The organism is Glutamicibacter sp. M10 (assembly GCF_025452055.1).
Taxonomy (GTDB): domain Bacteria; phylum Actinomycetota; class Actinomycetes; order Actinomycetales; family Micrococcaceae; genus Glutamicibacter.
The window spans coordinates 1,263,425-1,290,242 of record NZ_CP104918.1 but is presented as its reverse complement, the minus strand read 5'-3'; the positions used below and the strand labels follow the sequence as shown (position 1 = coordinate 1,290,242).

The window sequence follows — 26,818 nt, the reverse complement described above, 5'->3', positions numbered from 1 at the left end:
CACACATTTCTACTAACTCCCAAAGGTGAAAGTTATGAGCTCAAACATCTCCGAACGCGCTTCTGCATTAAGCAAGCCGCGTCGTTGGGCGGCGTTGTCTGTTCTAATTTTCCCGGTACTGCTGATTTCCGTGGACAACACCGTCTTGTCCTTTGCCGTACCGGCGATGACCGAAGCTCTGTCCCCCACCGGCAATCAGCTGCTGTGGATCATTGACATCTACGCCCTGGTTTTGGCCGGGCTCCTCGTCCCCATGGGTTCACTCGGAGATCGCATCGGGCGACGCCGCCTGCTGTTGATCGGCGCCACCGGTTTTGCCATTGTTTCAGCCGTGGCAGCCTTCGCCACCGACGCCAGCCAGCTCATTGCAGCTCGTGCCCTGCTGGGCATTTTTGGCGCCATGCTGATGCCAGCCACGCTGTCGCTGATCCGCACCATCTTCCCGGACGCCACCGAACGACGTACCGCTATTGCTGTCTGGGCAGCTGCCTTCTCGGGAGGTGCGGTACTGGGACCAATCGTTGGCGGGCTACTGCTAGAACACTTCTGGTGGGGCTCGGTCTTCCTGATGGCAGTTCCCATGTTGTTGCCGCTACTGATCGGCGGGTTGGTCTTGGTTCCCGAATCCAAGGACCCCAATCCTGGACGGGTTGATCCGCTGTCGATTGTGCTGATCATCCTCACCCTGTTGCCCTTTACCTATGCCATCAAGACTTTCGCCACCGCACCGTGGTTTGTTCTAGTAGCGAGTGTCGGGTTGGCTGTTCTCAGCGGTATCACCTTTGTGCGCCGGCAGCTGGCCAGTGAATCCCCCATGCTTGACATGCGATTGTTCAAGAATGCACCCTTCTCCGGAGCGCTCATGGTCAACCTCATCGGGGTCTTCTCGCTGGTTGGTTTTATCTACTTCGTCTCCCAGCATTTGCAGCTCATCACCGGATTCAGCCCCATCCAAGCTGGTTTATGGATGACCCCCGGACTGGTTTTGACCATGCTCTTCGGGTTGGCAGCAGTGGCCCTGTCGCGTCGTTTTGGTTCGCCAAACATTATGGCGCTGGGTTTGATCTTCTCCGCGGCGGCCTACCTGATGGTGTTGCTGGCGGGAGATCACTTAAGCGCACCGGTGCTGATGGTTGCCTTCGCGGTATTGGGTACTGGAATCGGCATGACCGAGACCTTGTCCAATGACATGACACTGGCGGCGGTTCCCGCTTCCAAGGCTGGTGCTGCTTCGGCCATTTCCGAGACGGCCTATGAAGTCGGTTCGGTGTTGGGCGTCGCGGTCTTGGGCTCCATCTTAAACTCGGTCTACTCCACACGGTTGCTGGTCCCAGGATCGTTAAGCCAGGAGCAGGCACAGCTGGCAGGTGAAACTCTGGGAGGTGCGCATCAGGTGGCGGCATCCTTGAACGCAAGTGATGCTCAAGCGCTGCTGGCTTCGGCGGCGCAGGCCTTCGATCACGGTGTATTACTTACTTCGACAATCGCTGCCACACTGTCTTTGGTAGCTGCAGTCCTTGTATTTCGCGTCATCAAACCGGCAATTAAGTGAACTGAACGCACCGCTTGACCAAATTTTTGATTAATTGGTTCAAAGTTATTCAATTGTTGACGGCTAGCACGTAGGCTAGGCAGTGTAGTTCCAAAGTAATTCGCGAAGTACCCGTTAGAAGTATGTGAATGTCGAACCACCTCGGTTGACGCGAGCCCCCTTCTAGACGTGCAGTGAATGACTTGGCTGCTTCGTAAGATCTGTTCTTCCACCAGGGAGTGAGGCCTTACGTAGATTACAACCAAGATCGCCAATAGAACCGGCGAGAAACGTCTGAAAGGACCAAATAGAAACATGGCAACCGGAATCGTAAAGTGGTTCAACGCTGAAAAGGGCTTCGGCTTCATCGCACCAGACAGCGGAGATCCAGATGTCTTCGCTCACTTCAGCGCCATCCAGACCCAGGGTTTCCGTACCCTGGACGAAGGCCAGAAGGTCGAGTTCGAAGTTGTTGAGGGTCCAAAGGGTCTGCAGGCTGCAGATATCCGCGCTCTCTAAAGAAGGTCTTTGGCTCTAACGCCTGACTTTTCAAAAGAAGGTCATCCGCATTGCGGGTGACCTTCTTTTTGTTATGAGCGTTGCAGATCACTGGAATACATCAGCGCACTGACCGGTTGCACTAAATGTGAAGCTATCTATTTTGGATCTTGCCCCGGTTGCTCCCGGTCAAACTATTTCCGACTCTTTTAAGTCCTCTGTCCGCCTAGCCCAGACCGCAGAACGTCATGGTTATGAGCGTGTTTGGTACGCCGAGCACCACAACATGCCGACCATCGCCTCCAGCGCGACTTCTCTGCTGATCAGCCACGTAGCCCACCACACCGAGACCATTCGATTGGGCTCGGGCGGGGTCATGCTGCCAAACCACTCACCATTGGTGATCGCTGAGCAGTTTGGTACCTTGGCCACCATCTATGGGGACCGCATCGACCTTGGTCTAGGCCGCGCCCCGGGCACTGATATGACCACCCTTCGCGCCCTTCGTCGCGACCCATCAGCCGCCGATACTTTCCCACACGATGTGCTTGAGCTTCAGGCCTACCTCGCCGGTGAGTCACGGGTTCCTACCGTTGCCGCCACCCCAGGCGCTGGCACCAACGTGCCACTGTACATCTTGGGTTCGTCGCTGTTTGGCGCAAAGCTCGCCGCCCAGCTTGGCTTGCCATACTCCTTCGCCTCGCACTTCGCACCGGCCGCTTTGCATGAAGCCATCCGCGTGTACCGAGACGAGTTCCAGCCTTCGGCGCAGCTGTCCGAACCATACGTGATTGCTGGTGTTGGTGTACTCGCGGCAGAAACTTCCGAAAAGGCCCACGAGTTGCTCAACGTGGCCAAGCGTCACCGTGTGGCTGCATTCCTGGGTCGCAACGCCAAGAAGGAATTCACCGAAGCCGAGATCGACATGCTGATGGACACCCCACAGGCAGAGCAGATCTTGGACATGATGCGCTACACCGCAGTAGGTACCGGCGAGCAGGTTGCTGATTACCTTCAGCACTTCGCTACCGCAGCTCAGGCCGATGAACTGATCACCATTCACTACCCCACTGAAGAGCGGGAACGTTTGGAATCGGTCATGATCACCGCCAAGGCTTCCGAATTGGTCGCCGCGCAGTAATAGCAGTAATGCCTAGACGCACTTCGCCCCCGAGTTCTGTTGAACTCGGGGGCGAAGTATTTACGCTTTAGTTCTGAAATCTAAGCTTTGGTGCGCTGTCCAATGATGGCCCAGAGACCAAGAACTGCAGCAAGAACAGAGCAGCAGATCGCAAAGACCAGAATGCTAGTTTCCTGGCCAAATACACCAACGGCCCATCCCAGTGCGATCACTGGAACTGCACTGCCGAGGTACGTCACCAGGTAGATGGTGGACACGGTTTGCGCGTGCTGACGGTCGCTGACCGAGTCAACTGCCTTAGCAAAAGCGGTGCGGAAGCTCATGCCTTGGCCCAGACCCACCATGCCCAGAGCCAGCAGGGCAAGGACCAATAGGTGGTGTTCGGCGGCGAAGGCCAGCAGAACGGTAGATACTGCCATGAGTCCCAAACCGACGGGAAGAAGTTTTGCCCCTCCACGCACTACTACCTGGGATAGTGCGGAGACTCCCAGAGGCAGCCCGGCAATCAGGCCAATGATCCACTTTGATTCCAGCCCAAAGACCTGAGCGAAGTAGCCCGGCGCCAAGGAGAGCACAAAGCCGAAGACGGCGAAGCTCAAGAACCCTACCAGTGCGGCCAGCCAGAACTGGGAACGTGCAGTACTTGGAATGCCCAGACGGCGAGGGGCTAGTGCCTTGCCGCGCTTGCCTCGTTCGGCCATGGCAATGGCTGGACGTGCTTGCAAGGTACCCAACGGGACCATGATCAACAGCAACAAAATGGCTTGGATCAAGAACACGGTAGTTCGCCCACCGGGAAGGTTTGCCAGCAATCCGCCCAAGACCGGTCCGAAAGCAACTCCACCCGAGGATGCCAAGAGCGTGAAGCGTGAGGCCCATTCAGGCTTGGAAGGCAAAAGCTCACGCAGAGCTGCCGCGCTGGCACCGGTAGCTAGCGCGACGCCAGTTCCTTGGAGTCCTCGCCCGAGGCAAAGCTCGACCAGATTAGAGGCCGAAGCAAAGACGAGCGTGCCAATGAGCGAGACCAGTACGGCGATGACCAGGGCAGCTCGACGTCCAATGTGATCGGACCAGTGTCCAACGGTGGATAGGAAAAGCATCAGCGAGCAGACATAGCTGGCGAACGCGATGGTAGTTCCCATCGCGCCCAAATGTAGTTCGGTCTGAAGCGCTGGGTACAGCGGCGTAGCTAGGTTGGCGCCCACCAACAACAGGAAGCTCACTGCCACCGTGATGACCAGACGTGTGGTCAAGCCCGGGTTCCAGGAAAGCGTCCGGTGCTGCATGGGCTGCATGCGCAGTTCACTGATGACGGACACGTTCACTCCCGGTAGCAAAATAGATCAGGTCTTGGGATCAGGAACAGTCCTGAAAAAGTTTTAACCGGTGGGGCTACTCGCTTCCCCACCGGTGAGTTGAGCGTTCTGCTTGAGTTTGTCTACTGCAACAGATCGTTCACTCACTAATATCCACCCTTTCAAAGCAGGTCGAAAGAATTCTTGCTAGGATTTGAGCAGTTTGGTCAAAATAACGCCCCGCAACAACCCCTGGAGTGAGCATATAGTGCGCTTAGACGAAGTAGACCTCAAGGTGCTGCTGTCCTTAATCAAGGACCCGCGTATCCAAATTTCGGAACTTGCTGATGAGGTAGGCATCGCCCGCAATACCGCTCAGTCACGTTTGCGCCGATTGCAGCGTTCAGAAATTCTTCGAGATGGCGGTCGCGATATTGACCTCGGTAAGTTGGGCTACGACGTGCTGGCCTTTGTCACCTTGGAGGTGAGCCACCGTGACCTTGATACGGTCATCACCGCTCTGCGTCAGATCCCGAATGTTTTAGAAATCCATGAGACGTCCGGGCGCGGAGATGTGTGGGTTCGACTCATTGCCACCGACACTCACCAGCTGCAGTCTGCGCTGCGCCAGATCTTGCGCATCAAGGGAGTCACCCGTTCGGAAACCACGTTCGCTTTGCACACTCATCTGGCCTACCGCTCCTCCCCTTTGCTGGAACACTACACCGAACATGATCACTAATAAATGCTCTAGTTCCCACCACCTAAAAGAAATTTAAAACAAGTCTTTAGTTTCCAGATGCGTGGTCCTAGGCTGGTGCTACGAGAAGTCACGAGGAGTATCCCCGGCTTCGAAGGTGGATCCCTCGTATCACCGAAGGAGCGCGCGATGAGCAGGGAATTCGAACCAACAGAATTTGGCACGGAATACGGCAACGATATCTACGAGCCTGATGACGGACGTGACTCTCAGGCCTATGAAGGATCCAGCGACATGCCAGAGACCATGCGCAATCATGATCCGCTAGCCCAGCGTCAGTACCTCTACGACGATGATCTAGAAACCGAAGATGATCTGGACAACGAATTCTCCAACGACGGTTCCGACGATGATGAAGAAGACGAAACCTTTGAACCTGAGGATGACGACTGACACGGCGGCGAAGCAAAACTTGGGCTAAAGGCCATAGACTTTAGAAGTGATTAATCCAGTTCATCTGCGCACGCTACTCGAAGTAGTGGCGCATCGTTCCTTTGCCACGGCCGCAACCCGCCTAGGCTACACGGCCAGTGCTGTATCTCAGCAGATGACAGCGCTGGAGCGGAGCACCGGCACAACCTTGTTTGTCCGAGGCGCCCGCTCTATCACTCCTACGCCTGGGGCCATGCGCATGGTTCGCCACGCTAAGCGTGTGCTGACAGACCTTGACGCGCTCATGGCCGATGTCGCCACGATCTCCACCGAGGCCACCGACCTTGAAGAGATCAAGCTAGGCATCTTCCCTTCCTTGGCCACTTACGCGTTGCCACAAATCCTGACAGCACGTGACTGGTCCTCGCTAGGAATCAACTTGCGCTTGTGGATCGGTGAACCGCAACAGACCGTTGCCGGTCTAGGCACCGGTGGAGACCTCGACCTCGCGCTGATCTTCCAGGTGGGTCCCGGCGGACTATCGTGGCCTGCATCCCTGGAACGCACATGGCTAGGTGACGACCAATTCCGTGTGGTCATTCCCGCCTCATGGCCTATCGCCGAAGACTCTCAGCTCACCGTTGACCAGTTGGCCGAATGGCCGTGGATCTTCCACCACCCTGGAACCTCGGACGCTACCCTGATCTCCCGGCTGTTCTCTTCGTACAACATCCACCCGCAGGTGGCTGCCTACTGCGATGACTTTAATGCCTCGCTGAGCTTGGTGTCTTCAGGCCTGGGTGCCGCGTTAGTTCCTGACCTTGCCATGGCCAACGCCCCGGAAGGTATTCGTATCGTGGATGCTCCGGAGATCCGTTTGGCACGTTCCATCTTTGCGCTGAAACCAGAGAACTCTAAAAAGCCAAAGGTGGCGCTGGTCTTAGACCGACTAGCCCAGATCTTGGCCCAGTAAAACCCGCGCAGTAAGACCAAGCGCAGTAGAACCTGGCCCTGACCGTTTGGCACCGCACGTGCCTAAGAATTTATCAAGAGAGTCTTTTGATGACTAGCGCTCACAACCAAACCAACAACGGATCTACGGTTCTCTCACATGTTTATGGACCCATTGGGCACATAGAGCTCAACCGCCCCGCTAAGCTCAACGCTCTAACTCTTCAGATGCTCACTGAGCTGACGAGAGTACTGAAAGTATGGGCCGAGGATCCATCGATCCAACTGGTTCTTTTGACGGGGTGCGGCGAGCGGGGTTTCTGTGCTGGCGGGGACATTGCAGATTTCCATCAAGCGATCACTACCGGAAAACATCAGGACTTCATCAACCTGCTGTCTTTGGAGTTTGATCTCGACTATCTTATTTCCACCTATCCCAAGCCACTGATCACCCTGGCTCACGGCATCACGATGGGTGGCGGCGTGGGCTTGGCATCTCATGCGCCGATCCGGCTTGTCACGGCAAGCGCAAAATTGGGGATGCCCGAAGCCAAAATCGGCTACACCCCTGATGTGGGTGGAAGTCATTTGCTGGCCAACTCTCCAGGACACCTAGGGGAATACTTCGCCATGAGCGCTACCTCATTCGCCGGCGCGGATGCAGTTTTCATGGGGTTTGCTGACGTTGTAGTGACCGACTCCTTTGCCGAGAACATCTTGGATGAGCTTGATGAATTCCTCGGACTTTCCGCAGCAGAAATCATCTCAGCTATCGAGGTACTTCATGGGGCGCCCGAGTCTCACGGAGTTGAACAAATCCAAGGCTGGGTTGATCACGCGTTCAGCGCCGATACCCCGCAAGAAGTTATTAGTCGTTTGGAGCAGATGGTGCACCCGGCGGCGGATCAAGCCGCACAGTTGCTGAAAGCTAATTCGCCCTCCAGCATTTGTGCAGCGTTCCATTCGGTGCGAGAGGCCCGCGTTGAACAAGATCTGCGCTCCGCATTAGACCGCGAATTACGCTTGGCACGGTTCTTGATGTATCGGCCTGATCTGGCTGAAGGTATCCGTGCTCAGGTGATAGACAAGGACCGCAACCCGCACTGGTCTCCTACGCTGGTAGGCGAAGTTGACCAGGACGAATTACGGTCCTTGGTGCGTGATTCTCAGCTTTAGCTGTCGACTCCGGGTCGGCCTTCGGGTCGGGTGACGTCCGAATGCACCGGACGAACCTTCGCTGATTCCCTAGGTTCAATACGCGGTGCGCTCACCGCATCATGAGGCTCTCGCACGACGCTGGCTTCAATGCCCACGCCCATTGGTTCTTCGTAATGCAATGGTGCGTGCTCGCCGAAGTGATCTGAGTCCGCTTCCTCCCAGTCTTCCTTCCAAGACCCGGGGCTTCGTCAAGCAGTTCGCCTGGACGAAGCCAGTGGAACAGCGAAGCATAGGACCTGGTTGACTGTAGGTTGACCCGGCGACGTAGCATTCGGGTATTTAGTTGTGTCGGGCTGGTGAGCCCCATTGATGCCATGATCTGTGCAGATTCAGTAACTGTCAGGTGATGGTAGTTGTAGACGCGGTGCCCTTTATCTTCTACGTCTAAGGCTCGCATCAACCGCTTGTTCTGCGTAGCCACACCCACCGGGCAGTGATTGGTGTGGCATTGCTGAGCTTGGATACAACCGGTGGCCATCATCATTGAACGCGCGGAGAAGGTGAAATCGGCACCTTGAATCAGGCGTTTGATGATGTCAGATCCGTTGGCAATTTTGCCCGCGGCCGCCAATCGGACTTCATCACGTAGTCCCGCACCCACCAACGTATTGTGCACCAGCATCAGCCCCTCGGTGAGCGGTGCGCCAACGTGGTCTTCATACTCAAGCGGAGCTGCACCCGTGCCACCTTCAGCACCGTCCACGGTGATGAAGTCAACCAGGATGCCGGTATCTAGCATGCCCTTACACAGCGCCATGATGTCGGTACGCGAACCAACGCAGAACTTCACTCCGATTGGCTTGCCGCCGCTAAGCTCACGCAGTTTACCGACAAAATGCATTAGTTCTCGTGGAGTCGAGAACTCGGCATGGCTAGCTGGGGAAATGCAATCCACACCCATCGGAACATCACGGGCTTCCGCAATCTCTGCGGTGACCTTTGCTGCCGGAAGCACACCGCCCAATCCGGGCTTGGCACCCTGCGAGAGCTTGATGGTGATGCCCTTGACCTTCTCGTGGTTAGCCTTCTTGGCGAAGGTTTCCGGGTTGAACCGTCCCTCGGGGGTACGGCAGCCAAAGTAACCTGACCCGATCTCCCAGAACAGATCTGCCCCGTACTCCAGGTGGTACTTAGTCAGCCCGCCTTCTCCGGTTTCATGGACAAACTCCCCCATTTCAGCACCCTTGTTCATGGCTAAAACAGCATTAGCTGACAAAGCGCCGAAACTCATCGAGGAGATATTCATCAACGAAATCTCATAGGGCTGAGTACATTGGCTGGAACCAACTTTGACTCTGAACTGACTGGTGGGAGGAGCAACTGGCGCCGCCGAATGAAGCAGGTACTCGTGGCCCAATTCGTTCACATTGCGTTCAGTACCGAAGGCCTTGTGGCTGTCGGCTCCTTTGGCACGCGCATAAATCAGGGAGCGAGTATCACGGTCAAAAGGTTTGCCATCGGTATTGCGCTCGATGAAGTACTGCTGAATTTCTGGGCGGATGAATTCAAAGAGGTAACGCGCGTGCCCCACAATGGGGAAGTTGCGCAAGATCGCATGCTTTTTCTGCACAAGGTCCCGAACTCCAAGCAAGACCAGAAGCCCGGTTAGCGCCACCAAGATCCACCAGACCCATCCTCCAGAGGTACTGGCCAGGATTGCGGTGATCACAAAACCGGTCGCGAGCACACCTAAGAACAGGAGAACCACTATTCGCATCATGGTGCGAGCCTAATAGTTTAGGACGTGATTGTCAGGCATCTACGCAGGGAGGATTCGATCCGCCTCACGAATGGCCATTTGTGCAAACAGCGAGTCTTTCTGCCCCAGCAACAGCCCGGCGTTTCCGCTTTCAGCGACTGCACCATTTTCCAACACCAAGATCTGCTGCGCATGGCCCACAGTTGCCAGTCGGTGGCTTATCATGATGACACTCATTGAGTGCTGACGCCGGCGTTCGATTGCCTGCAACACGAGTTTTTCACTGGCAGTGTCCAATGCACTGGTGGACTCATCAAGAATCAACACCGCAGGTTCACGGACCAGTGCCCGAGCTAATGCCAACCGTTGACGCTGTCCTCCAGAGAGTCTTGAGGACCGATCCCCTAAGCGCGTGTTGAGCCCGGATTTCTGTTGTTGTAGCCAAGTGCTCAGGCCCAACTCTTCGAGTACTTCTTCCAACTTTTCATCACTGATGCCTTCGTGACCCAACAGCAGGTTTTCACGCAATGTTCCGCGAACCATCACTGCCTCCTGGGAGACCAACATGATCTTTTCCCGCAGTTCGCTCAGCGCAGCTTCGGTGATGTCTACACCGCCAAAGGTGATAGACCCGGTGAAGTTCACCGCTCTAACCACAGCGGAAGCAATCGATGATTTCCCTGATCCGCTCTCGCCAACCAGAGCCACCATGCCCCCGGGATTCAGTTCGAGATTTAGCCCGCTGACCACTTGCTGGGACCCGTAGCTGATTGCCACATCGTTGATCTTTAGGGCGCCAGCTTCAGGGAGTTCTTTTGGCTTGGCCACTTCGGCCACTTCGGGCTTTTGGGTGGCTGTGGCATGCAGCCGACGAGCGCTAGCCAGCGAATCCTGGAGTCCAAGCACAAACCCATCAACGGTTCGTACCGCTTCATAGGAAGGCACAGCGGCGCAGCCCAAGATCACCAGAGCACCCAACTGATGTTGGCCGCCCAGGACAATGAACAGGGCCAGCAGACTTCCCCAGATGGTCAGCTGGGTGAGTGTCGCGCGTAGCGCTGTGATGGTGCCGGTGCGTAGGCTGGCAGCCCCTGATTGGCTGGTGCTCTCACGCAGTTTTCTCAGTGTCTCGTTGCCGCCGCGGAAGCTGTGCAGGATTTCTATGCCCCACATCGCTTCATTCATCAGCTGGTTTTGCGCTCCTCTTGCAGAAGCCGTAGTTGCCGAATTGGCCCGTAGTGTGCGCACCCCAATGAGTGGAATGATCAGGCCTATCAGCGTGTAAGCACAAAGTAGGATCAACGCGGGAAGTTCGCCGAAGTAAATCCACGTTGCCCAAGTAGCCAGTGCACTGATCACTACCGCGGCTACCGCTGGCGGTAGCGTGTGCGCGAAGAACACTTCAACCTTGTCGATGTCACTGGTGGCTCGGGCCAGTAGGCGTCCGGAATTTTTAGTGGCCGCGTTGTAGGGAGCTTGGCGTTCAAAGGCTGCGTACATCCGCCGCCGTAGACGCGCTAGCGACAGGAACGCTACGCGGTGTCCCACATATTGTTCCAGGTAGCGCAGCACGCCCTTAGCAAGGCCCAGAACCACGATGGATCCTGCCAGCAACCACCAGTTCAAAGAATTGAGCACTTCAATACTGTTCAGGCCCAGCACCTTGCTCAACCCAATGCCGGCAAGAACGTAAATGCTCAACGAAGCCAGACGCGTCAGGCACGAGAAAACACTGGCTAACGCCAACGGTGGTACCAGATCCTTAGTGGTACCGATGAGCCAGAAGACTGTGGAGACAGTGCGCTTCTTTTCTTGACTCATGCTTTCCCCTCCCCCAAGGCACGTAGACCTGAAGCCTGTAGCTGCGCGGTGCGCTGTGACAGATCGTTTAATGCGCCTTTGAGATAACCGTCTTGATTCACCAGTTGTCCGCGCGGCCCGGACTGTATAACTCGTCCTTGATCCATGACCACGACGTAGTCAAAATCGGCTAATAGTCCAAGACGATGGGTGACGGTGATGATCGTTGTTGATGAGCCAAGCTCTCTCAGGCTTTGGCGAATATCTGCTTCGCTGTGCACGTCCAAGGCACTGGTGGGTTCATCAAGTAAGAGCACTGGGCGCTGTGCTAACAGGGCACGAGCCAAGGCAAGCCGTTGCGCTTGGCCACCGGAGAGCCGGGCCCCACCTTCACCCAGTGGTTGGTCAAGTCCCAGGGGTTGATCTGCCAGCCATGAGTCCATCCGGACTTGGCTGATCACCGCCCTGAGTTGTTCATCGGTGGCGTTAGGTGCACCTAGTCGCAGGTTCGCAGCTATGCTCACGCCGAATAGTGTGGCTTGCTGTTCAACCACCGCGGTATTCGCCTTAAGAGTGGCAGGACCCATGGCTTGGCGGCCGTCATGAATGATCCCGGCCGAGGATTGCAGCTGTCCTTGCAACACCCGAATCAGGGTGCTCTTGCCGCTTCCGGAGGGACCCACAATAGCTGTTCGGGATCCGACGGGGAATTGGAGATTAATCTTGTTCAGTGCCAGATCGGCGTTGTTGTAACTCGCGCAGAGATCTTCGATGAACAATCCGTTCTGCGACAGATTGACGGTCAGTGGGTTGGCCATCGAAGGGTGCATCGGAATGTCTTGAATTTCGGCTAGCTTTTTCTCTGCTGCCCGCCCGGTCATCCCGATGTAGAAGAAACTACCTACGTAGTTCACCGGAGCAAGCATCAAATAGCTGAGAATGATCAGTGCGAATCCCAAACCTGGACTCATGGCCCCTGAACTGGTTCGCCACCAGGCTAGAGCTGCGGAGCTTGCCAAGAGCAACACCGCAAAGCTGGAATCAATGACCAAGAGGATGAGCTGGTTGCGGGCCAAAAGTTTCATGACCTGCTGGCGCACCCGTTCGGTTGCCGACCCAATGGTTTCGCCCATCCAGCTACTGCCACCGTTGAGCTTGAGCATATTTAGTGAGCGAAGTGCATCCAAGAAGGTGGCCGACAAGATTCCTTGAGCCCTGCGGTACTCACCGGCGGATCCGCCAAAGCGCTTCTGGAATCCCAAGACGATGACCGGCACCAAAGCGGTGGGGATCAAAAGCAAAATGGCACTGAGCGGGTCAATAAACAGTGCAATGAACACAAGGATTAAGACGGGAGTGGCCACCGCGGCACTGGCTGGGCCAAGGAAGCTTGAACGGAATTTCACCGAGCGTTCCACCAAATCCATGGCCGAGTGCACCAGCTCTCCCTCGCCGGCCCGTCGAACGGCCAGCGGACCGATGGACAGGTAATGCTTGAGCAGCTTGGAACGATGATAGGCGGTGAGCTGTTGGCTATCGTGCGCAATAACCACAGGGACCAAGAACGTTGATAGTGCCAGGGCAAGTAATTCACCGGCAACCCCGATGTACCAACGTGTGTCTGGGGATTCGCCTCGATAGAACAGGTCAAATCCCTGTCCCAGTAAGATCACCAATCCGGCGGTAGCTGCGGCAGCGAAGATACGCAGAGCCACGACCATTACCGTTGTTGCTGAGAGAATTCCAAAAAGCCTACGCACATCACTATCCTAGGACAGATTCAGGGGCGGATTGCAGGGGCTTTGTCACACATTGCCGCTCAGAGCGCTTGTGAGAGAAACTTGGTGCATGAGCACTTCGGAGCTAAAACAGCGCCCCCATTCCGTTACCCTGCGTTTTCTTGCCGCCCCTACTGACGTTGATGTCAACGGGATGGTTCCAGCGGGCACCGTACTTGAGTGGGTTGACAAGGCCGCTTACGCTGCCGCTGTAGGTTGGTCCACTAGCTATTGCGTCACCGCCTACGTTGGCAATATCCACTTTGCTGATCCGATTCACTCCGGTGATCTTGTAGAAGTAACAGCCTCAGTGGTCTACACCGGAACCAGCTCCATGCACATTCAGACTGAAGTTTCCTTCAGAGATCCACGCGAACTGCGCCCCGTGGCATCGAGTAACTGTCTGGTGATTTTTGTTGCTGTGGATGAATCAGGCAAACCAACCGCGGTGCCTAGTTTCAGCCCGGGCACGGTACGTGAAATAGAACTGCGCGACGACGCGCTGGCACGCATTGAGATCCGTGAACAGATCGTTGCGTCGATGAAAGATCAGCAATACACGGATGCTGGCACCGCCGAACGCGTTACCCTTCGGTTCATGGCAGCACCAACAGACGTGAACTGGGGCGGTAAAGTCCACGGTGGCATCGTGATGAAGTGGATCGATGAGGCTGCCCAGCTTTGCGCTGCCCGTTACTGCCAGCAGGATACTGTTGCTGTTTTCTCCGGTGGCGTGCGTTTTTATCAGCCACTGTTTATTGGACATTTGGTTGAGGTAGAAGCTCGCTTGGTATACACCGGCAGCAAGGGTATGCACGTCGCTGTCCATGTGCGCTCCGGTGACCCGAAATCACGCGAAATGAATCTAACCACTTACTGCCTGACAGTGATGGTCACCCGCGACGAGACGGGAACTGCCGTTCCGGTCAAGCCTTGGGTTCCGGTCAGTGAAGAGGACCGGCGCTTGTGGGAGCACGCTCGTGAGTTGGTGGCCATTCGAGCTAACGCACCTGGCGGTTACACACCAGTGCACCTGGTAGGATCGAGCGCCTCATGAACAATGTAAAACCGTTGGTCAAGGTCTGCGGGCTTTCCACTGCCGAAGATGTTCAGGTAACCATAAGCCACGGCGCAGATGCGATTGGTTTTGTGCTGACTTCTAGCGTTCGGGAAATTGCTCCGCAAGACGCCGCAACTCTTGTTGCACTGGTTCCGAAAGACATTGCCACCGTTGCGGTCTTCCGTTCAGAAGATATCCCTACCGTGGTTCAAAGGGCGAGACAAGCACAGGTGGGCTGGGTTCAGCTTCATGGCCAGCGCACCAAAGAGGACGTGGCTCAGGCCCAGGCTGCTGGGTTTAAGGTCATCCGTGCCGTACGTCGTGATGCCACTGCGGAAGAATTCACTGATTGGGGCGAAGAGCTTTTGCTCATCGATGCCTCCGTGCCAGGCAGTGGTGAAAGTTGGGATTACGCTGCTGTGCGTGAATTGGCTGCTGGACGCAAATGGTTAGTAGCCGGCGGGCTAAGCCCTGCCAATGTTGCCCCGGCGTTGAGAATCTCCGGGGCCACCGGAGCAGATGTTTCTTCTGGTGTTGAATCATCACGCGGCGTCAAAGACCCGTTCCTGATTGCTCAGTTCCTTGACGCCGCGAAAGCTGAATAGTTTCTAGCCCACCCAGTTATGTGGTGCCGGTTTGCGCGAGCCGGGCAGTGCTCCTTGTTCGCGCCACTGGTGCAACCATTCTGGAACTACACGGTCTTCAGGAACATCCAAGCCTACGGCGGCGAGGATTTGCTCGTTGGATACTGCACCCTTGCTTGAGGTCATGCGGGTGGCAATGTAACCGCGGGCGTAGATTTCTCCGTCAACGACAATGCGCTGTTCGAAGTAGATGCACTTGTCATCTAGCCCCAGCAGTTTGGTCTCCTGCGAGAATTTGGTTCCCAAGCGCACAGACTTACGGAAGGTAATGGTTTCGGTCTGAACCACTGGCGTCCATTTGTTCTTGCGCATGATGTCCCAGACCCCGGAGCGGAACATCAGATCAAAACGACCCAAATCAAAGATCGAGAAGTACATTCCGTTATTGATATGCCCAGCAAAGTCGATGTCGGTCAGTGTGGCTCGCATTTGCACGGAGCTGGTATCAAACATGGTGAGCTTGCTGGACTTTTTGCTGTTAACAAAGAGCATAAGAATTCTGAAGATCATGTGCATACCATCACATTACCGCTCAGTAACTTTTCTGCCTAGTCCGCTGTTCTCTGAAATTTCCCTTGGGTACGCTGCACACCCAGCCGCCAGCCATGACGCAGAACAGCACTTGCACAGCGAGCATTATTAGACTTGACCAAGTGAGCGAAGAAAAACCACTGATTCAACTGCCAGCCCGACTTATTGGAGTCTGGCTCGCCTTGATTGTCGGCATTGCCGGATCCACCTTATTGGCCACAGCGCACTATGTCACTGGCGGAAGCTTGCTGATCATTGTGGCTCTTTGGGTCATCCGTGTTCTGGCCATATCTAGCTTCTGGCTACTGCCTGGTCGCAAGGACACCAAGATCTTCGCCATGGCACTGGTTCTGCTCTCACAGATCTTGGATATCTTGCTGAAGTTACCCGTCTTGGACACTGTCGAATACGGTGACTGGTTCCTGGTTTCCGCGCTTGATCTCACCGGCCAGTTCAGTGGCTACTTCACCGTGTGGGGCTTACTGCTACCAGTGCTCGCCCTGGCCGGTTGGTTTACTTTGCGCTCACGCCAGCTTGCTGGATGGATCATCGGTCTTTTCTCGGCCGTTGGCCTAGGATTCCTCGCGCAGGCAACGGTGACCTCGGATCACGGATCCCTTACTACCTTTGTCTTGGTGAGCATGGCCCGCTATGTAGTACCAGCGGTGCTTGCTGCATTGGCCGATTTCTACATGGCCAAGTACAAGCCCCTCAAGAAATAACGTCCACATAAGACTACGGACGGCATCTGCCTTGGGCAGGTGCCGTCCGTAGTTCTTGTTATGAGCGCTTAGACCAAACCGTCACTGAGGTGGTTTGGCGTACCAAAACGGTGGGCGGTAATAGATACTGCCTGCTCGTGCAGGAATGGCAGTAGCTCTACTCGCCCGGCACCGGTCACTGGCGAAGCGTAGATGGCGACATCTGGCTTGCCGTCGGTTGCCTCGGCAACCGCCTTGATCGATCCACCAATCAAACGGATCCGAGCTGCCGAATCCGGACCGGTCTTCGCCGCAAGCTTGGCAGCCCGAGCAGCAAACTGGTCGCTGGTTTCACGCACCACGGTCACCGAGTGTTCAGCCAGCAAGCCACGAACCTGCGTTGAAAGCTGCGCATCCACCGAGAGGTATACGCGGGAGCCTGCGGTGACGCCGGCAGCAACAACGCGCAAAGCCTCAGCCAAACCATGGCCACTGGTTTCTTGCTCAAAGCGCACGGTGACATCCACCGAGCAGTAGCGGAAAACGTTGCGCTCAGCCTGCAGACCGGAACGGTCCTTGGCCTTGTTGAACTCAGCGTTCCACCAGTACTTGTCACTGCCCAAAGCAGCGGTCAGCCACTGCAGCTGTGACTCATCCAGCTCGGCCGCTGCGAGTAGTCGCTCATCAAAGCGAGACAAAGCAGCGGTGTCCTTCACCGGAGCATCCTTGAAGCTACCCATACCGATCAGGTAATTAGGGCCGCCGGCCTTGGTGCCTGCACCAATAGCGGACTTCTTCCAACCACCAAATGGCTGACGCTGAACGATAGCACCGGTGATGCCACGGTTGACATAGATATTGCCTGCTTGGATGTTTTCCATCCAGTAAGCCATCTCGCCACGGTCCAAGGAATGCAGTCCCGAGGTCAGTCCGTAGTCCACCTCGTTGACGATTTCCACTGCCTCTTCCAGAGTCGCCGCGGTCATCACACCAAGAATTGGGCCGAAGTATTCGGTCTTGTGGTATTCGCTGCCACGTTGCACACCGTAGCGCACACCGGGAGAGTAGAGCTTGCCGGAGTCATCCAACTGCTTTGGCTCAACTGCCCAGCGCTCACCGTCACCCAAGGTGGTCAAACCGCGCTTGAGCTTCTCGCCGGGTTCACCGATCAACGGGCCCATCTGCGATTCAGGGTTCCACGGGTAGCCAACCTTCAGCGACTTGACCGCATCGATCAGCTGGTTGTTAAACCGACGTGAGTCAGCAACCGATCCAACCAGAACTACCAGCGAGGCCGCTGAGCACTTCTGTCCGGCGTGACCAAAAGCCGACTGCACTACATCGCGGGCAGCTAGATCAAGGTCTGCATTTGGGGTAACAATAATGGCATTCTTACCCGAGGTCTCAGCCAACAGTGGCAAGTCCTTGCGGAAAGAACGGAAGAGTTCTGCGGTTTCGTAACCACCGGTGAGGATCAAACGATCTACTCGCTCATCGGAAACCAACTGCTGACCCAACGAACGATCACCCACGAAGACAAGCTGCAGTACATCCTTTGGCACGCCAGCGTCCCACAGGCACTGCACCATAACCGAACCAACACGAGCTGCCTGAGTCGCTGGCTTGATGATCACTGCCGAGCCGGAAGCCAACGCCGAAAGGGTTGAACCTGCAGGAATGGCCATCGGGAAGTTCCATGGTGGAGTCACCACGGTCAGCTTGGATGGTACGTATTCTGCGCCGTCCACCGAGTCCAGTTCGCGGCCAAGCTGCGAGTAGTAGTGGGCAAAGTCGATGGCCTCAGAGATTTCAACGTCACCTTGGTCAATGGTCTTGCCGCACTCGGAGCCAAGAACTTCCAGCAAGGTGGCGCGACGCTCTTCAAAGAGCAGTCCACCGCGGTGCAGGATATCGGCACGCTTTGCTGATCCCAGCGCCTGCCAAGCCTGCGAAGCATCAACACCCATGGCGATGGCTTCATCCAATTCGCCGGCGGCGTTGATGGTGTTCGCCTTGACCAAGTCTTTGCCCAGCGAGGAGTCACGCATCTTGGAGAGAATTTCGCGGCCCCAGGTACGGTTTTGCAAAAGATCCGGGTCGGTATCCGGGGTGTTGAAGAATTCGGTGGTTCCATCGGCAAAACCAGCAACGCGCTGCGCCAAGGCTGGATCTTCAATGTTTCGGTCCTGTACGCGGTGTGGTGCAGGAACCACATCGGTCAGTGCGTCCAAGGAAGCTAAGAAACGGTTCTTTTCACGTTCAAAAAGCTGTTCATTCTTTGAGAGTTCAAAGACCGCAGACATGAAGTTTTCTTGGCTTGCGCCTTCTTCAAGGCGGCGAATCAGGTAAGCGATTGCAACATCAAATTCCTGTGGGTGCACTACCGGGGTGTACAGCAGCAGGGAGCCGACTTCTTTACGCACCGCTTCGGCCTGGCCGGTGGCCATGCCAAGGAGCATTTCAAATTCAATGCCGTCCGTGACATTGCGGGACTTGGCCAGTAGCCAAGCTAGGGCAACATCAAAGAGGTTGTGTCCGGCAACGCCGATACGTACGTTCTTCACGTGCTCTGGGCGCAAGGCGTATTCCAGAGACGGACTTGTAGCTGGTGTCCGAGTCTTGCTTGCTGTGCCAGGTAGCCAGTGGCCAGCCGTGGATGTCAGCTTCCATGGTTTCCATCGGCAGGTTAGCGCCCTTGACCACGCGCACCTTGATTGGCGCTCCGCCGTCGGCTACACGTGCTGCGGAAAATTCCTGCAGCTGAATCATTGCCGAGAGGGCATCTGGCAAGTAGGCCTGCAAGACGATACCGGCCGGCAAATCTTTAAACTCTGGCTTCGAGAGAATCTTGGTGAAGACCGCAATGGTCAGCTCAAGATCCTTGTACTCTTCCATGTCCAGGTTGATGAATTTTTCTTAGGGTTGCTGATCGCAAGTGCGTACAGCGGGCTGAGCTTTTCAACAATGTGCTCCACCGCTTCATCAAAGGCCCAGTGGTTGTGCGGGGCGACAGTGGAAGAAACCTTGATGGAGACGTAGTCCACGTCATCGCGTTCAAGCAGGGTGGTGGTTCCTTCAAGACGGCGGGCGGCTTCGCCCTCGCCCAAGATGGCCTCGCCCAGCAGGTTCACGTTCAGGTTCACCCCGTCACGCTTGATCTTCTTGATTGCTCCGCCCAGTTTGGCTTCGGACGCGTCAATGATCAGGTGTCCCACCATTTCGCGCAAAACCTTGCGCGCGATAGGAACAACGATTTGAGGCACTACCGGCGCCATGGCTCCACCGAGACCCACGGCCTTGCGCATGTACCAAGGTAGGAAGCTTGGAACCTTTGGTGCCAGCTTCTTCAGGTTGGCTGCGGCAACGTTGAGATCTTCAGGGCGAATAACGCCGTCAACAAATCCCACGGTGAAGTCCAGGCCGTTGGGATCTTTGAGCACACCTGCCAGTCGGGCAGCCGCTGCATCCACCGGATAGTCAGCTGCTTCGGTGAGCCAACGGCGCACCAAGGCAATAACTTCATCGGCAAGATCTGCCGGTGAGGTGAGCGGATTGCCATCAACATCTACTGCTGCTGGCACGGTGTGCTGGGTGGAGAGAGAAGACACTTATTGGTCCCTTCGATGCAAATTATTTCAGTCTTGGTTCGGCACCGAACGCGTAAGTCGTTATGGCTTTTTTGGCGGGTAGCGATTGCTGTGTTCCCGAACAAATTAGCTGTGTGCAATTTCGAGTATGAACCTAAGTTGCATTAAGCAAAAGTGAACAAAACCGAAGATATTTGTTCGGGTTTGCTAATGTATCTTTACGCATCATTTCAAACCCGACCGAACGGCGGAAAACCCGTGCTTGAACTGCGACGATTACGACTGTTGCGCGAGCTAAGCATCCGCGGAACCATTGCCGAAGTAGCCGATTCGCTGAGCTACTCTCCTTCCTCGGTTTCGCAACAGCTTAGTCAGTTGGAAGCCGAGGCCGGAGTGCAACTGCTTCGACGCACCGGCCGCACCCTGAAGCTCACCGCCCAGGCGCAGCTTTTGGTGGCCCACACCGAAACTTTGCTTGAAGCCATGGAACAGGCCGAAGCAGATTTGGCTGGCACCATGTCCTCAGTTGCTGGCACCGTACGGCTGGCCGTCTTCCAAACCGCCATGCTCGCACTCATGCCACCGGTGCTGCGCGAACTGCGCCGAAAATATCCTCAGCTGCGGGTTGAAATGAGCCAGCAAGAACCGGCTGACGCGCTGGAAGAAACCAGCAGTCGAAGCTTTGACCTCGTCGTCGCTGAGCAATATTCAGGACACTCGGCCCCACACTATTCCAACCTTGACCGCAGGGTATTGACTCATGACCCGATTCGTCTGGCCCTGCCCGCCTTGGGATCAGTTGGCAATGAAGACTTTGATCGAGTCACCTTGTTGGAACACGCGGCCAGTTTGCCGTGGGTGGTTGAACCCGACGGAGCTGCCAGCCGACATTGGGCTTTGCAGGCTTGCCGGCTGGCAGGTTTTGAACCGGATCTGCGGTACGAAACCGCCGACCTACAGGCGCACGTGGAACTGGTTCAAACTGGAAATGCCGTGGCGATGTTGCCAGATTTAGTGTTGCGTTCCAACCAGCACACCCTGCGCACCGTGGACCTACCCGGCGCCCCGGCCCGCACCATTTTCACCGCCATGCGGCATTCATCCACCAAATCCCCGGGCATTCAGGCCGTGCGCAATATGCTCCATGCACAACCGGGAATGAGTGACGCAAACAACTCTGTAATTTTGGCTACGCCCAAAGATTTCGATACGGTCGAATAGAAGTATCGACCATCACAACTGTTATGACACTTGCGAGAAACCACACCTTTCGTGTCATAGTGGTGACGCGCACCACTTGAATCCGCGTCCCGAACACAATCTACGTTTCGGGACAGCAACGGTAATGAGGAATAATGTCCGACCAGACTTTCCAGATGATTGCGATCGCAATTTATATGGCCGCCATGCTTGGCATCGGCTATATCGCGTATCGCCGAACCAACAACATTGACGACTACATGCTCGCTGACCGTGGCCTGAAGCCTTGGGTAGCAGCCCTTTCCGCCGGAGCTTCCGACATGTCCGGCTGGCTGCTGATGGGTCTCCCCGGAGCCATCTACCTCGGCGGCCTGCACGAAGCATGGATCGGTATCGGCCTGCTGATCGGTGCATGGCTGAACTGGAAGTTTGTCGCTCCGCGACTGCGTTCCTACACCGCGATCTCCGAGAACGCCATCACCATCCCGAGCTTCTTTGAGAAGCGTCTGAAGGACAACCGCCACCTGTTGCGCATCGGATCTTCGCTGATCATCCTGGTGTTCTTCACCTTCTATGTCTCTTCAGGCATGGTTGCCGCAGGCAAGTTCTTCGAAGCATCCTTCGGCTGGCCATATCTTTCTGGCATGTTCTTTGTTGCCTTCATTACCTTGCTATACACGCTCTTCGGTGGCTTCCTCGGAGCTTCCTTGACCGACATGGTTCAGGGTGTTTTGATGTTCGCTGCGTTGATCGCAGTGCCAATTGTTGCCGTGATTCGCATGGGTGACTTCCAGACCCTCGGTTCGCGAATCACGACCGTGAATCCAGAGGCTTTAACCTGTTCTCGTCCTTCAACGACAGCAGCTGGATCGTGGCAGCCGTAGCAATTTTCTCCACCGCAGCGTGGGGTCTGGGCTACTTCGGCCAACCACATATCATCGTTCGCTTCATGGCTCTGCGCTCCCCGGGTGAAGCTAAGGCCGCCCGCGGAATTGGCATGACCTGGATGTTCCTGACCACCTTGGGTGCAGTACTGACCGCATTCATTGGTGTCGCGCACTTTGCTGATAAGCCTCTGGATAAGTCAAGCAGCGAAACCGTCTTCCTGCTGCTCAGCCAGATCTTCTTCCACCCACTAATTGCTGGCCTGGTTTTGGCCGCTGTGTTGGCAGCCATCATGTCCACCATGTCCTCGCAGCTGATCGTTTGCTCCTCTGCGTTGGTGGAAGACCTGTACAACATCACCGGTCGCAAGGCTTCACCTACGGCGCTGGTAAACCTCGGCCGAGCAGGCGTTCTGCTCATTGCCGTCGTGGCAGCGTTGCTTGCGTTGAACCCTAACTCCTCGATTCTGGACCTGGTTTCCTTCGCATGGGCCGGATTCGGTGCGGCCTTCGGCCCGATCGTTCTGTTGGCTCTGTACTGGCGCAAGCTAACCGCCGTCGGTGGTTTTGCTGGCATGGTTTCCGGCGCAGTTGTGGTCTTTATCTGGGGAAATATCAAGCCACTGTCCTCGGCTATGTACGAAATCGTTCCTGGTTTTGTCGTAGCCTTGGTGGTTGCTTGGTTGGTCTCTCGGGCCACCTACCGTCCAAATCCAGCCATCGATTCGGAGTTCTCCGAGATGGAACAGGAAGTCGGCGCAAAGGTCACTGCCTAAGCACTAGTTGATCTAGCTCCCCCTGTCCTCGTTACCTTCACGGTTTGAGGATACGGGGAGCTTTTTCATGCCCTTCACACACCGATGTCGCACGTAGAAAACATAGCCGCGCCCAGTAGCCTTGAGCTATGCCCGATGTACCGAGCTGGAAGGAACAAGCACGATGAGCACCCAGAATAAATATACCCACTGGCAGCGCACCGAAACCCAGTTCCTGGCCGCCGACCCCAACGCCGTCTATTCGATTGTTGGCAACCTGTCGCAGACCGGCCAATGGATGAAGAGCTTCGACGGATTTGTGGTTCATGACGACCAGCGCGGCGTCGGAACCAAAGTAGATCTTCTACCTCCTGGCAAGATCTTTGGCCCGTTACACCGGAATACTGCGCCCACCGGCACGATCACTCGACGCAATCACCAGACCCGCATGGTTGAGTTCACGCAGCCGCAGCCCGGTGGCTCCATGAGCCTACGCTGGCAGGTTGATGAGCATGAGGGCGGCGCCCTGTTGCACTTCACCGTGAACCTCTCCGGCCCCGGTACTACCGCGTTTAAATTCACCGTGGCCAATGCCTTATGCAAAGACTTCGCGGTAGCTGCAGCACGACTGTATAAGATCACCGCTCCGACAGCTCACCGCAAGAAAGACGCCCAAGTGGTTATTGCAGGCGGCCGAGGCTTCCTGGGTAGAAACCTCGCGGCTGATCTGATTTGCCGTGGCATCTCGGTAGCTGTGCTCACCCGCAAAACCGCAGAAGATTTCCCCGCAGAGCAATATACCTGGGACGGCGTCCATCAAGGTCCATGGACCCGAGTGCTTCATAGTGAGCATCCGGTGCATCTGATCAACCTTGCTGGTGAGCGAGTGGACAAGCGCAATACTCCGGCAAATATCGCAGCGCTGACTGACTCGCGTGTGACCACCACCCAGACGTTGGCGCATGCCGCAGCTTCCGCACCCCAACTAGCTACCTGGATTCAGTCCAGCACCACCGCAATCTTCGGGGATGCCGGCGAAGCGGATCTCACCGAGTCCAGTCCGCTACCAACGGACCGCCGCGCGCTGCCGGAGATGACCGGTGTCGCCTCTGCCTGGGAACAGGCCTTTGACGAAGCTGACGTAAATGCAGCACAGCGTTATGTACTGCGCACCTCGTTGGTGATGCACCCCGATGCACCGCTGCTTGGCCCACTGAATATGTTGGTGAATACCGGTCTTGGCGGACGCATGGGCGACGGACAACAGTGGTTCAGCTGGATTGGCTTGCAGGACTGGCTTCGGGTCATTCGGTGCATGCTTGGATTTGAAACCCCGCAGATCCCTGCCGGACTGGTACATGCCGCCAGTCCTACGCCGCTGCGTAATGCTGAGGTGATGGCGGCGCTACGCTCCGTCGCTGGCTTGCCAGGAATTCCTACCGGCTCGGTACTGCCAAAGATTGGTGCCGCGGTCATGGGCTCCAACGCACGCGTTGCATTGACCGGACGCAAGGTCACCAGCGAAGTTCTTGCCCACGCAGGCTTTGAATTCCAAGAGACAGATTTTGCGTCCACCGTCTCCGGATAAAGCCTTGCCATGATCTGAAATTTTTTCACTTCCGTTGGCCCCGCACCTTCAGCTCTCACCTAGTCACAGGTGAACGCTGGAGTGGCGGGGCTCATTCATTAGATTTTGACCTTTGTAGTGCCGTATTTGACGCTACGCTCTTACCTATAACGTAATTCTTCGACCATTCGTCCACCACGCTTGCGCGCTCCGAGCACCATTGAAGTGCGCAGCTGGACCATCTCGCCCCAGTCGGTGGCGGCAATGAATTCGTAAAGATCCCGCTGACTAGCAACAGTGACCTCTACCAGCAGCTGAGCGTCTCCAGCCACTGCCGCTACATAGCGGACCTGTGGCAACGTTTTGAGCTTATTCCCGTCCGCGTCCACGCTGGCTGGTGAAACTTGAATCCGCAATAGTGCTTCGACTTGGAACCCCATCAGCGCAGGATCAACCAACGTGCGAATACTGATATGTTCTCCTCGTAGCAGGGCGTCCACTCGGCGCGAAACCGAAGTTTCGCTCATCCTCACCTGCCGAGAAATGCTGTCGATACTTGCCCGGCCATTGTTGCGCAGGACCTCAACAATCAAGCGATCAATATCGGTCATGCCATCGGCAGGATTCCACGTGGTGAGTTCCCCACCTGCGCTGGGAGTGAGCGCGGCTTCCTGAGCATCGCTGAGCGATCCTGCCCTCTACGCTCGAACAGTCTTGAAGTATTTCAGAATCGGATAACTCTGAATGCTGCTCAGTCCGGGTGTTGCCGGCAATTGCAAGGTCAGAATGTCTTCAAGCCCACCGTCATAATGTAGTTCGCTAACCACGTCACTCTCGCCGGTAACCATGTAAGTGAATGAAGTATCTGAGCGCTGCGAGATAGCTTCAATGGCTACAGGTATAGTTCCAGGCGCGCACTTGAGTGAAGCAATGACCGCGGCCTTACGATGAGCGATGGCTGCAACTTTGACCTTGCCTTCATCTAACAATGCTGAACCATAGTGGGCGACCGTTCTTTCCGGTTCACCAATGACTTTGGCAATCTTTCGCCATGTTGCTCTGCCATCTACCTGAAGCGCAACGACGATACGTCGTTCCACTTCACCCAATACTTGAATATCAGCCATAGATTCAAATTTCAGGCCAAACTCCCCAATAAGCAATCACTTTTGCGCCTAGATACCATTTTGTTTCAACTGAAATGGCGCGATTTCCTCCATTTTCAGGTGAGAACTGCGCATCAAACTGGGTGTTTAGACAAGAATCTGGCTAAACCTTTCAGATCTTGTCAGCTGTACTGTGATAGCGGATCGTTGAGACCCAAAGAGACGTGCCTCATATCAATGGTTCGCAGGGCAAGAAGCGCTAATGAAAACGCAACAGATTATGGCGGCAGGTGATCCGGGTTCCACAGACATCTGGGCACTTGCCAACTCCCCAGTACTTTGGTTCTGCGCACTAGGTGTCTTTGCAGTCATCTTTGTACAGTGCGTGCTCTACACCAGGGCCGTAAAAAGGCAGCACCGCATGTGGACATGCCCTTGGCGGAAGTCAAGGAATCCTTACGTGCTGGCGCTGTTGCGTCCATCGGCCCATCCCTCGCCGTGGTGCTAGTAGCCATCGCATGTTGGCGCTTTTCGGCACCCCAGCCGTTTTGGTACGCATCGGGTTGATCGGATCGGCCGCTGCAGAAACCGGCTCAGCCAGCATTTCGGCCAGCACCATGGGAGCTGCCCTCGGCGGTGAGACTTACACCCAGCAGGTCTTCGGTGTGGCCTTTATGGCCATGAGCCTTTCCGGTGCAATGTGGATGATCTGCACCTTGATCATGACTCCACTGCTCAAAAAAGGTGGAAATAATCTAGCCAAACGTAACCCTGCGGTGATGGCTCTGGTGCCTACCGCAGCTCTGCTCGGGGCTTTCAGCGCGTTGACCATCGCGGAACTGCCAAAGTCCAACGTCCACATGATTCTGGTCTTCATCTCCGCGGCCATGATGGGCTTGTGCCTCTATCTGGCCAAGACGCTTCAGCTCAAATGGCTGAAGGAATGGGCGTTGGGTATTTCCATCGTCGTCTCGATTATTGCCGCCTATTTCTTGCACACCGCTTAAGGAATCATCATGACTGCGACACCACAACTTTCCAGCGCTGATGCCTCGATCGAGCGCTTTGAAAAGCAAACCAGCCGCTATGGTCGAAACACCATGATCATTGGACTGGTGCTATCACTGATTGGTCCAATTTACATCGCGTTCTTCAGCGGACTGGAGATCACCGGGTCCATGGTCTGGGTGGCGTTCCTCGCCGTGGCCGGAACCTTTGAGTGCTCTGGATTGTCGAGCCACTGACGTACTTCCCGATTCTTGGATCTGCTGCCATGTACCAGGCGTTCATGATCGGCAACATCTCCAATAAGCTACTGCCAGCGGCCATCGTTGCTCAGTCCACCATTGGCCAAGCCTGGCACCAAACGCGGGGACTTGGCTGCGGTGATGGCTATCTGTGGTGCGGCAACGGTGCACCTGACCAGCTTGCTGCTTCTGGTAGGTCTGCTGGGAACGTGGCTGGTTTCGCTGATTCCCGCAGAGATCACCGACGTGGCCCGACTGTACATTCTGCCGTCACTGATGGGGGCGGTATTGGTCCAGAGCATTGTGGCGATGAAGTCGTTGCGACCCACCGTGATTGCCATCGTATTAGCGCTGCTGATGACCTTTGTGTTTGTCCCTCTAGCCCCATCCTTGGCGATGTTCGCTACCGCCATCGTGGTTATCTGCTCCACCGTCTTTTCCTGGGTATTGCGCGACCGCAAGAAAACCTACACTTCAGAAAGCTAAGAGGTAC

Annotated in this window: 23 protein-coding genes and 2 pseudogenes; 17 read left to right on the top strand and 8 right to left on the bottom strand. The window is 55.8% G+C overall.

Annotated features, from left to right (window positions below; genetic code table 11):
- Positions 1-34: 34 nt before the first annotated feature.
- The 3 genes from N6V40_RS06305 to N6V40_RS06295 all read left to right on the top strand — a co-directional run bounded on the left by N6V40_RS06305 (position 35) and on the right by N6V40_RS06295 (position 3,170).
- Entirely contained in the window at positions 35-1,552 is a 1,518-nt protein-coding gene (locus N6V40_RS06305) for an MFS transporter (RefSeq protein WP_262199428.1), read from the top strand.
- A 294-nt stretch (positions 1,553-1,846) separates the two neighbouring features.
- The gene (locus tag N6V40_RS06300) at positions 1,847-2,050 is read left to right on the top strand and encodes a cold-shock protein (RefSeq protein ID WP_013349999.1); all 204 of its coding nucleotides are present in this window, start codon (positions 1,847-1,849) and stop codon (positions 2,048-2,050) included.
- A gap of 127 nt (positions 2,051-2,177) precedes the next feature.
- Complete coding sequence (locus N6V40_RS06295; RefSeq protein ID WP_131089046.1) at positions 2,178-3,170, top strand: LLM class flavin-dependent oxidoreductase; 993 nt, start codon at positions 2,178-2,180, stop codon at positions 3,168-3,170.
- 80 nt (positions 3,171-3,250) lie between these two features.
- On the opposite strand, the gene N6V40_RS06290 is transcribed toward N6V40_RS06295, so the two are convergent.
- On the bottom strand, positions 3,251-4,489 hold the full coding sequence (locus N6V40_RS06290; protein WP_262199427.1) for an MFS transporter: 1,239 nt from the start codon (positions 4,487-4,489) through the stop codon (positions 3,251-3,253).
- 244 nt (positions 4,490-4,733) lie between these two features.
- On the opposite strand from N6V40_RS06290, the gene N6V40_RS06285 reads away from it, so the two are divergent.
- The 4 genes from N6V40_RS06285 (at position 4,734) to N6V40_RS06270 (ending at position 7,724) form a co-directional block, all read left to right on the top strand.
- Positions 4,734-5,207, top strand: coding sequence for an Lrp/AsnC family transcriptional regulator (locus tag N6V40_RS06285; protein WP_207306473.1), 474 nt, complete (start codon positions 4,734-4,736; stop codon positions 5,205-5,207).
- 147 nt (positions 5,208-5,354) lie between these two features.
- A complete protein-coding gene (locus N6V40_RS06280; protein WP_262199426.1) occupies positions 5,355-5,618 on the top strand; it encodes a hypothetical protein in 264 nt (87 codons plus the stop codon).
- Positions 5,619-5,664: 46 nt separating this feature from the next.
- Positions 5,665-6,570 (top strand): LysR family transcriptional regulator, encoded by a 906-nt coding sequence (locus N6V40_RS06275; protein WP_131089049.1) that lies wholly within the window; start codon positions 5,665-5,667, stop codon positions 6,568-6,570.
- Between the two features lie 89 nt (positions 6,571-6,659).
- The gene (locus tag N6V40_RS06270) at positions 6,660-7,724 is read left to right on the top strand and encodes an enoyl-CoA hydratase/isomerase family protein (protein WP_262199425.1); all 1,065 of its coding nucleotides are present in this window, start codon (positions 6,660-6,662) and stop codon (positions 7,722-7,724) included.
- Between the two features lie 91 nt (positions 7,725-7,815).
- On the opposite strand, the gene N6V40_RS06265 is transcribed toward N6V40_RS06270, so the two are convergent.
- From N6V40_RS06265 to N6V40_RS06255, 3 genes are read right to left on the bottom strand one after another with little or no spacing between them, the layout of a single operon-like run.
- Complete coding sequence (locus N6V40_RS06265) at positions 7,816-9,486, bottom strand: FMN-binding glutamate synthase family protein (protein WP_396268465.1); 1,671 nt, start codon at positions 9,484-9,486, stop codon at positions 7,816-7,818.
- A 39-nt stretch (positions 9,487-9,525) separates the two neighbouring features.
- Positions 9,526-11,286 carry an ABC transporter ATP-binding protein gene (locus tag N6V40_RS06260; RefSeq protein WP_262199424.1) on the bottom strand — a complete coding sequence of 587 codons (1,761 nt, stop codon included), beginning with the start codon at positions 11,284-11,286 and terminating at the stop codon, positions 9,526-9,528.
- Positions 11,283-13,025: an ABC transporter ATP-binding protein/permease gene (locus tag N6V40_RS06255; RefSeq protein WP_262199423.1), complete on the bottom strand. Its 1,743-nt coding sequence runs from the start codon at positions 13,023-13,025 to the stop codon at positions 11,283-11,285. Before N6V40_RS06255 ends, N6V40_RS06260 begins: the two co-directional genes overlap by 4 nt.
- An 88-nt stretch (positions 13,026-13,113) precedes the next feature.
- On the opposite strand from N6V40_RS06255, the gene N6V40_RS06250 reads away from it, so the two are divergent.
- Both N6V40_RS06250 and N6V40_RS06245 read left to right on the top strand, forming a co-directional pair.
- Positions 13,114-14,100, top strand: coding sequence for an acyl-CoA thioesterase (locus tag N6V40_RS06250; protein WP_131089054.1), 987 nt, complete (start codon positions 13,114-13,116; stop codon positions 14,098-14,100).
- The gene (locus tag N6V40_RS06245; RefSeq protein WP_131089055.1) at positions 14,097-14,708 is read left to right on the top strand and encodes a phosphoribosylanthranilate isomerase; all 612 of its coding nucleotides are present in this window, start codon (positions 14,097-14,099) and stop codon (positions 14,706-14,708) included. Before N6V40_RS06250 ends, N6V40_RS06245 begins: the two co-directional genes overlap by 4 nt.
- Positions 14,709-14,711: 3 nt before the next feature.
- Here N6V40_RS06245 and N6V40_RS06240 read toward each other — a convergent pair whose 3' ends face one another.
- Entirely contained in the window at positions 14,712-15,263 is a 552-nt protein-coding gene (locus N6V40_RS06240) for an acyl-CoA thioesterase (protein ID WP_131089056.1), read from the bottom strand.
- Positions 15,264-15,400: 137 nt separating this feature from the next.
- On the opposite strand from N6V40_RS06240, the gene N6V40_RS06235 reads away from it, so the two are divergent.
- Positions 15,401-16,000 (top strand): hypothetical protein, encoded by a 600-nt coding sequence (locus N6V40_RS06235; protein ID WP_131089057.1) that lies wholly within the window; start codon positions 15,401-15,403, stop codon positions 15,998-16,000.
- Positions 16,001-16,068: 68 nt separating this feature from the next.
- Here N6V40_RS06235 and N6V40_RS06230 read toward each other — a convergent pair.
- Positions 16,069-19,560 (bottom strand): annotated as a pseudogene (locus tag N6V40_RS06230) (bifunctional proline dehydrogenase/L-glutamate gamma-semialdehyde dehydrogenase).
- Between the two features lie 264 nt (positions 19,561-19,824).
- On the opposite strand from N6V40_RS06230, the gene N6V40_RS06225 reads away from it, so the two are divergent.
- The 4 genes from N6V40_RS06225 (at position 19,825) to N6V40_RS06215 (ending at position 23,993) form a co-directional block, all read left to right on the top strand.
- Positions 19,825-20,787, top strand: coding sequence for a LysR substrate-binding domain-containing protein (locus N6V40_RS06225; protein WP_131089059.1), 963 nt, complete (start codon positions 19,825-19,827; stop codon positions 20,785-20,787).
- A 134-nt stretch (positions 20,788-20,921) separates the two neighbouring features.
- Positions 20,922-21,650: a sodium:solute symporter family transporter gene (locus N6V40_RS17615; RefSeq protein WP_396268461.1), complete on the top strand. Its 729-nt coding sequence runs from the start codon at positions 20,922-20,924 to the stop codon at positions 21,648-21,650.
- A complete protein-coding gene (locus N6V40_RS17610) occupies positions 21,638-22,426 on the top strand; it encodes a sodium:solute symporter family transporter (RefSeq protein ID WP_396268459.1) in 789 nt (262 codons plus the stop codon). The genes N6V40_RS17615 and N6V40_RS17610 overlap by 13 nt, the downstream gene beginning before the upstream one ends.
- A gap of 163 nt (positions 22,427-22,589) precedes the next feature.
- Complete coding sequence (locus N6V40_RS06215) at positions 22,590-23,993, top strand: NAD-dependent epimerase/dehydratase family protein (RefSeq protein WP_242632487.1); 1,404 nt, start codon at positions 22,590-22,592, stop codon at positions 23,991-23,993.
- A gap of 140 nt (positions 23,994-24,133) precedes the next feature.
- On the opposite strand, the gene N6V40_RS06210 is transcribed toward N6V40_RS06215, so the two are convergent.
- Together N6V40_RS06210 and N6V40_RS06205 are read right to left on the bottom strand one after the other, a co-directional pair.
- Positions 24,134-24,583: an Lrp/AsnC family transcriptional regulator gene (locus N6V40_RS06210; protein ID WP_131089061.1), complete on the bottom strand. Its 450-nt coding sequence runs from the start codon at positions 24,581-24,583 to the stop codon at positions 24,134-24,136.
- An 87-nt stretch (positions 24,584-24,670) separates the two neighbouring features.
- Positions 24,671-25,099: an Lrp/AsnC family transcriptional regulator gene (locus N6V40_RS06205; protein ID WP_131089062.1), complete on the bottom strand. Its 429-nt coding sequence runs from the start codon at positions 25,097-25,099 to the stop codon at positions 24,671-24,673.
- Positions 25,100-25,340: 241 nt separating this feature from the next.
- On the opposite strand from N6V40_RS06205, the pseudogene N6V40_RS06200 reads away from it, so the two are divergent.
- The 3 genes and pseudogenes from N6V40_RS06200 to N6V40_RS17310 all read left to right on the top strand — a co-directional run bounded on the left by N6V40_RS06200 (position 25,341) and on the right by N6V40_RS17310 (position 26,811).
- Positions 25,341-26,085: pseudogene (locus N6V40_RS06200) on the top strand (DUF5058 family protein).
- Positions 26,086-26,094: 9 nt separating this feature from the next.
- Positions 26,095-26,322, top strand: a complete 228-nt coding sequence (locus tag N6V40_RS17315; RefSeq protein ID WP_315973785.1) for a hypothetical protein — start codon at positions 26,095-26,097, stop codon at positions 26,320-26,322.
- Positions 26,323-26,409: 87 nt separating this feature from the next.
- Positions 26,410-26,811: a hypothetical protein gene (locus tag N6V40_RS17310; protein ID WP_315973784.1), complete on the top strand. Its 402-nt coding sequence runs from the start codon at positions 26,410-26,412 to the stop codon at positions 26,809-26,811.
- Positions 26,812-26,818 lie beyond the last annotated feature (7 nt).

What these genes read in the sequence shown, in the direction of transcription:
- N6V40_RS06305 (WP_262199428.1), top strand. Translation starts at nt 35, where the DNA reads ATGAGCTCAAACATCTCCGAACGCGCTTCTGCATTAAGCAAGCCGCGT.
- N6V40_RS06300 (WP_013349999.1), top strand. Translation starts at nt 1,847, where the DNA reads ATGGCAACCGGAATCGTAAAGTGGTTCAACGCTGAAAAGGGCTTCGGC.
- N6V40_RS06280 (WP_262199426.1), top strand. Translation starts at nt 5,355, where the DNA reads ATGAGCAGGGAATTCGAACCAACAGAATTTGGCACGGAATACGGCAAC.
- N6V40_RS06270 (WP_262199425.1), top strand. Translation starts at nt 6,660, where the DNA reads ATGACTAGCGCTCACAACCAAACCAACAACGGATCTACGGTTCTCTCA.
- N6V40_RS06265 (WP_396268465.1), bottom strand. Translation starts at nt 9,486, where the DNA reads ATGATGCGAATAGTGGTTCTCCTGTTCTTAGGTGTGCTCGCGACCGGT.
- N6V40_RS06260 (WP_262199424.1), bottom strand. Translation starts at nt 11,286, where the DNA reads ATGAGTCAAGAAAAGAAGCGCACTGTCTCCACAGTCTTCTGGCTCATC.
- N6V40_RS06250 (WP_131089054.1), top strand. Translation starts at nt 13,114, where the DNA reads ATGAGCACTTCGGAGCTAAAACAGCGCCCCCATTCCGTTACCCTGCGT.
- N6V40_RS06245 (WP_131089055.1), top strand. Translation starts at nt 14,097, where the DNA reads ATGAACAATGTAAAACCGTTGGTCAAGGTCTGCGGGCTTTCCACTGCC.
- N6V40_RS06240 (WP_131089056.1), bottom strand. Translation starts at nt 15,263, where the DNA reads ATGCACATGATCTTCAGAATTCTTATGCTCTTTGTTAACAGCAAAAAG.
- N6V40_RS17615 (WP_396268461.1), top strand. Translation starts at nt 20,922, where the DNA reads ATGTCCGACCAGACTTTCCAGATGATTGCGATCGCAATTTATATGGCC.
- N6V40_RS06215 (WP_242632487.1), top strand. Translation starts at nt 22,590, where the DNA reads ATGAGCACCCAGAATAAATATACCCACTGGCAGCGCACCGAAACCCAG.
- N6V40_RS06210 (WP_131089061.1), bottom strand. Translation starts at nt 24,583, where the DNA reads ATGACCGATATTGATCGCTTGATTGTTGAGGTCCTGCGCAACAATGGC.
- N6V40_RS06205 (WP_131089062.1), bottom strand. Translation starts at nt 25,099, where the DNA reads ATGGCTGATATTCAAGTATTGGGTGAAGTGGAACGACGTATCGTCGTT.
- N6V40_RS17315 (WP_315973785.1), top strand. Translation starts at nt 26,095, where the DNA reads ATGACTGCGACACCACAACTTTCCAGCGCTGATGCCTCGATCGAGCGC.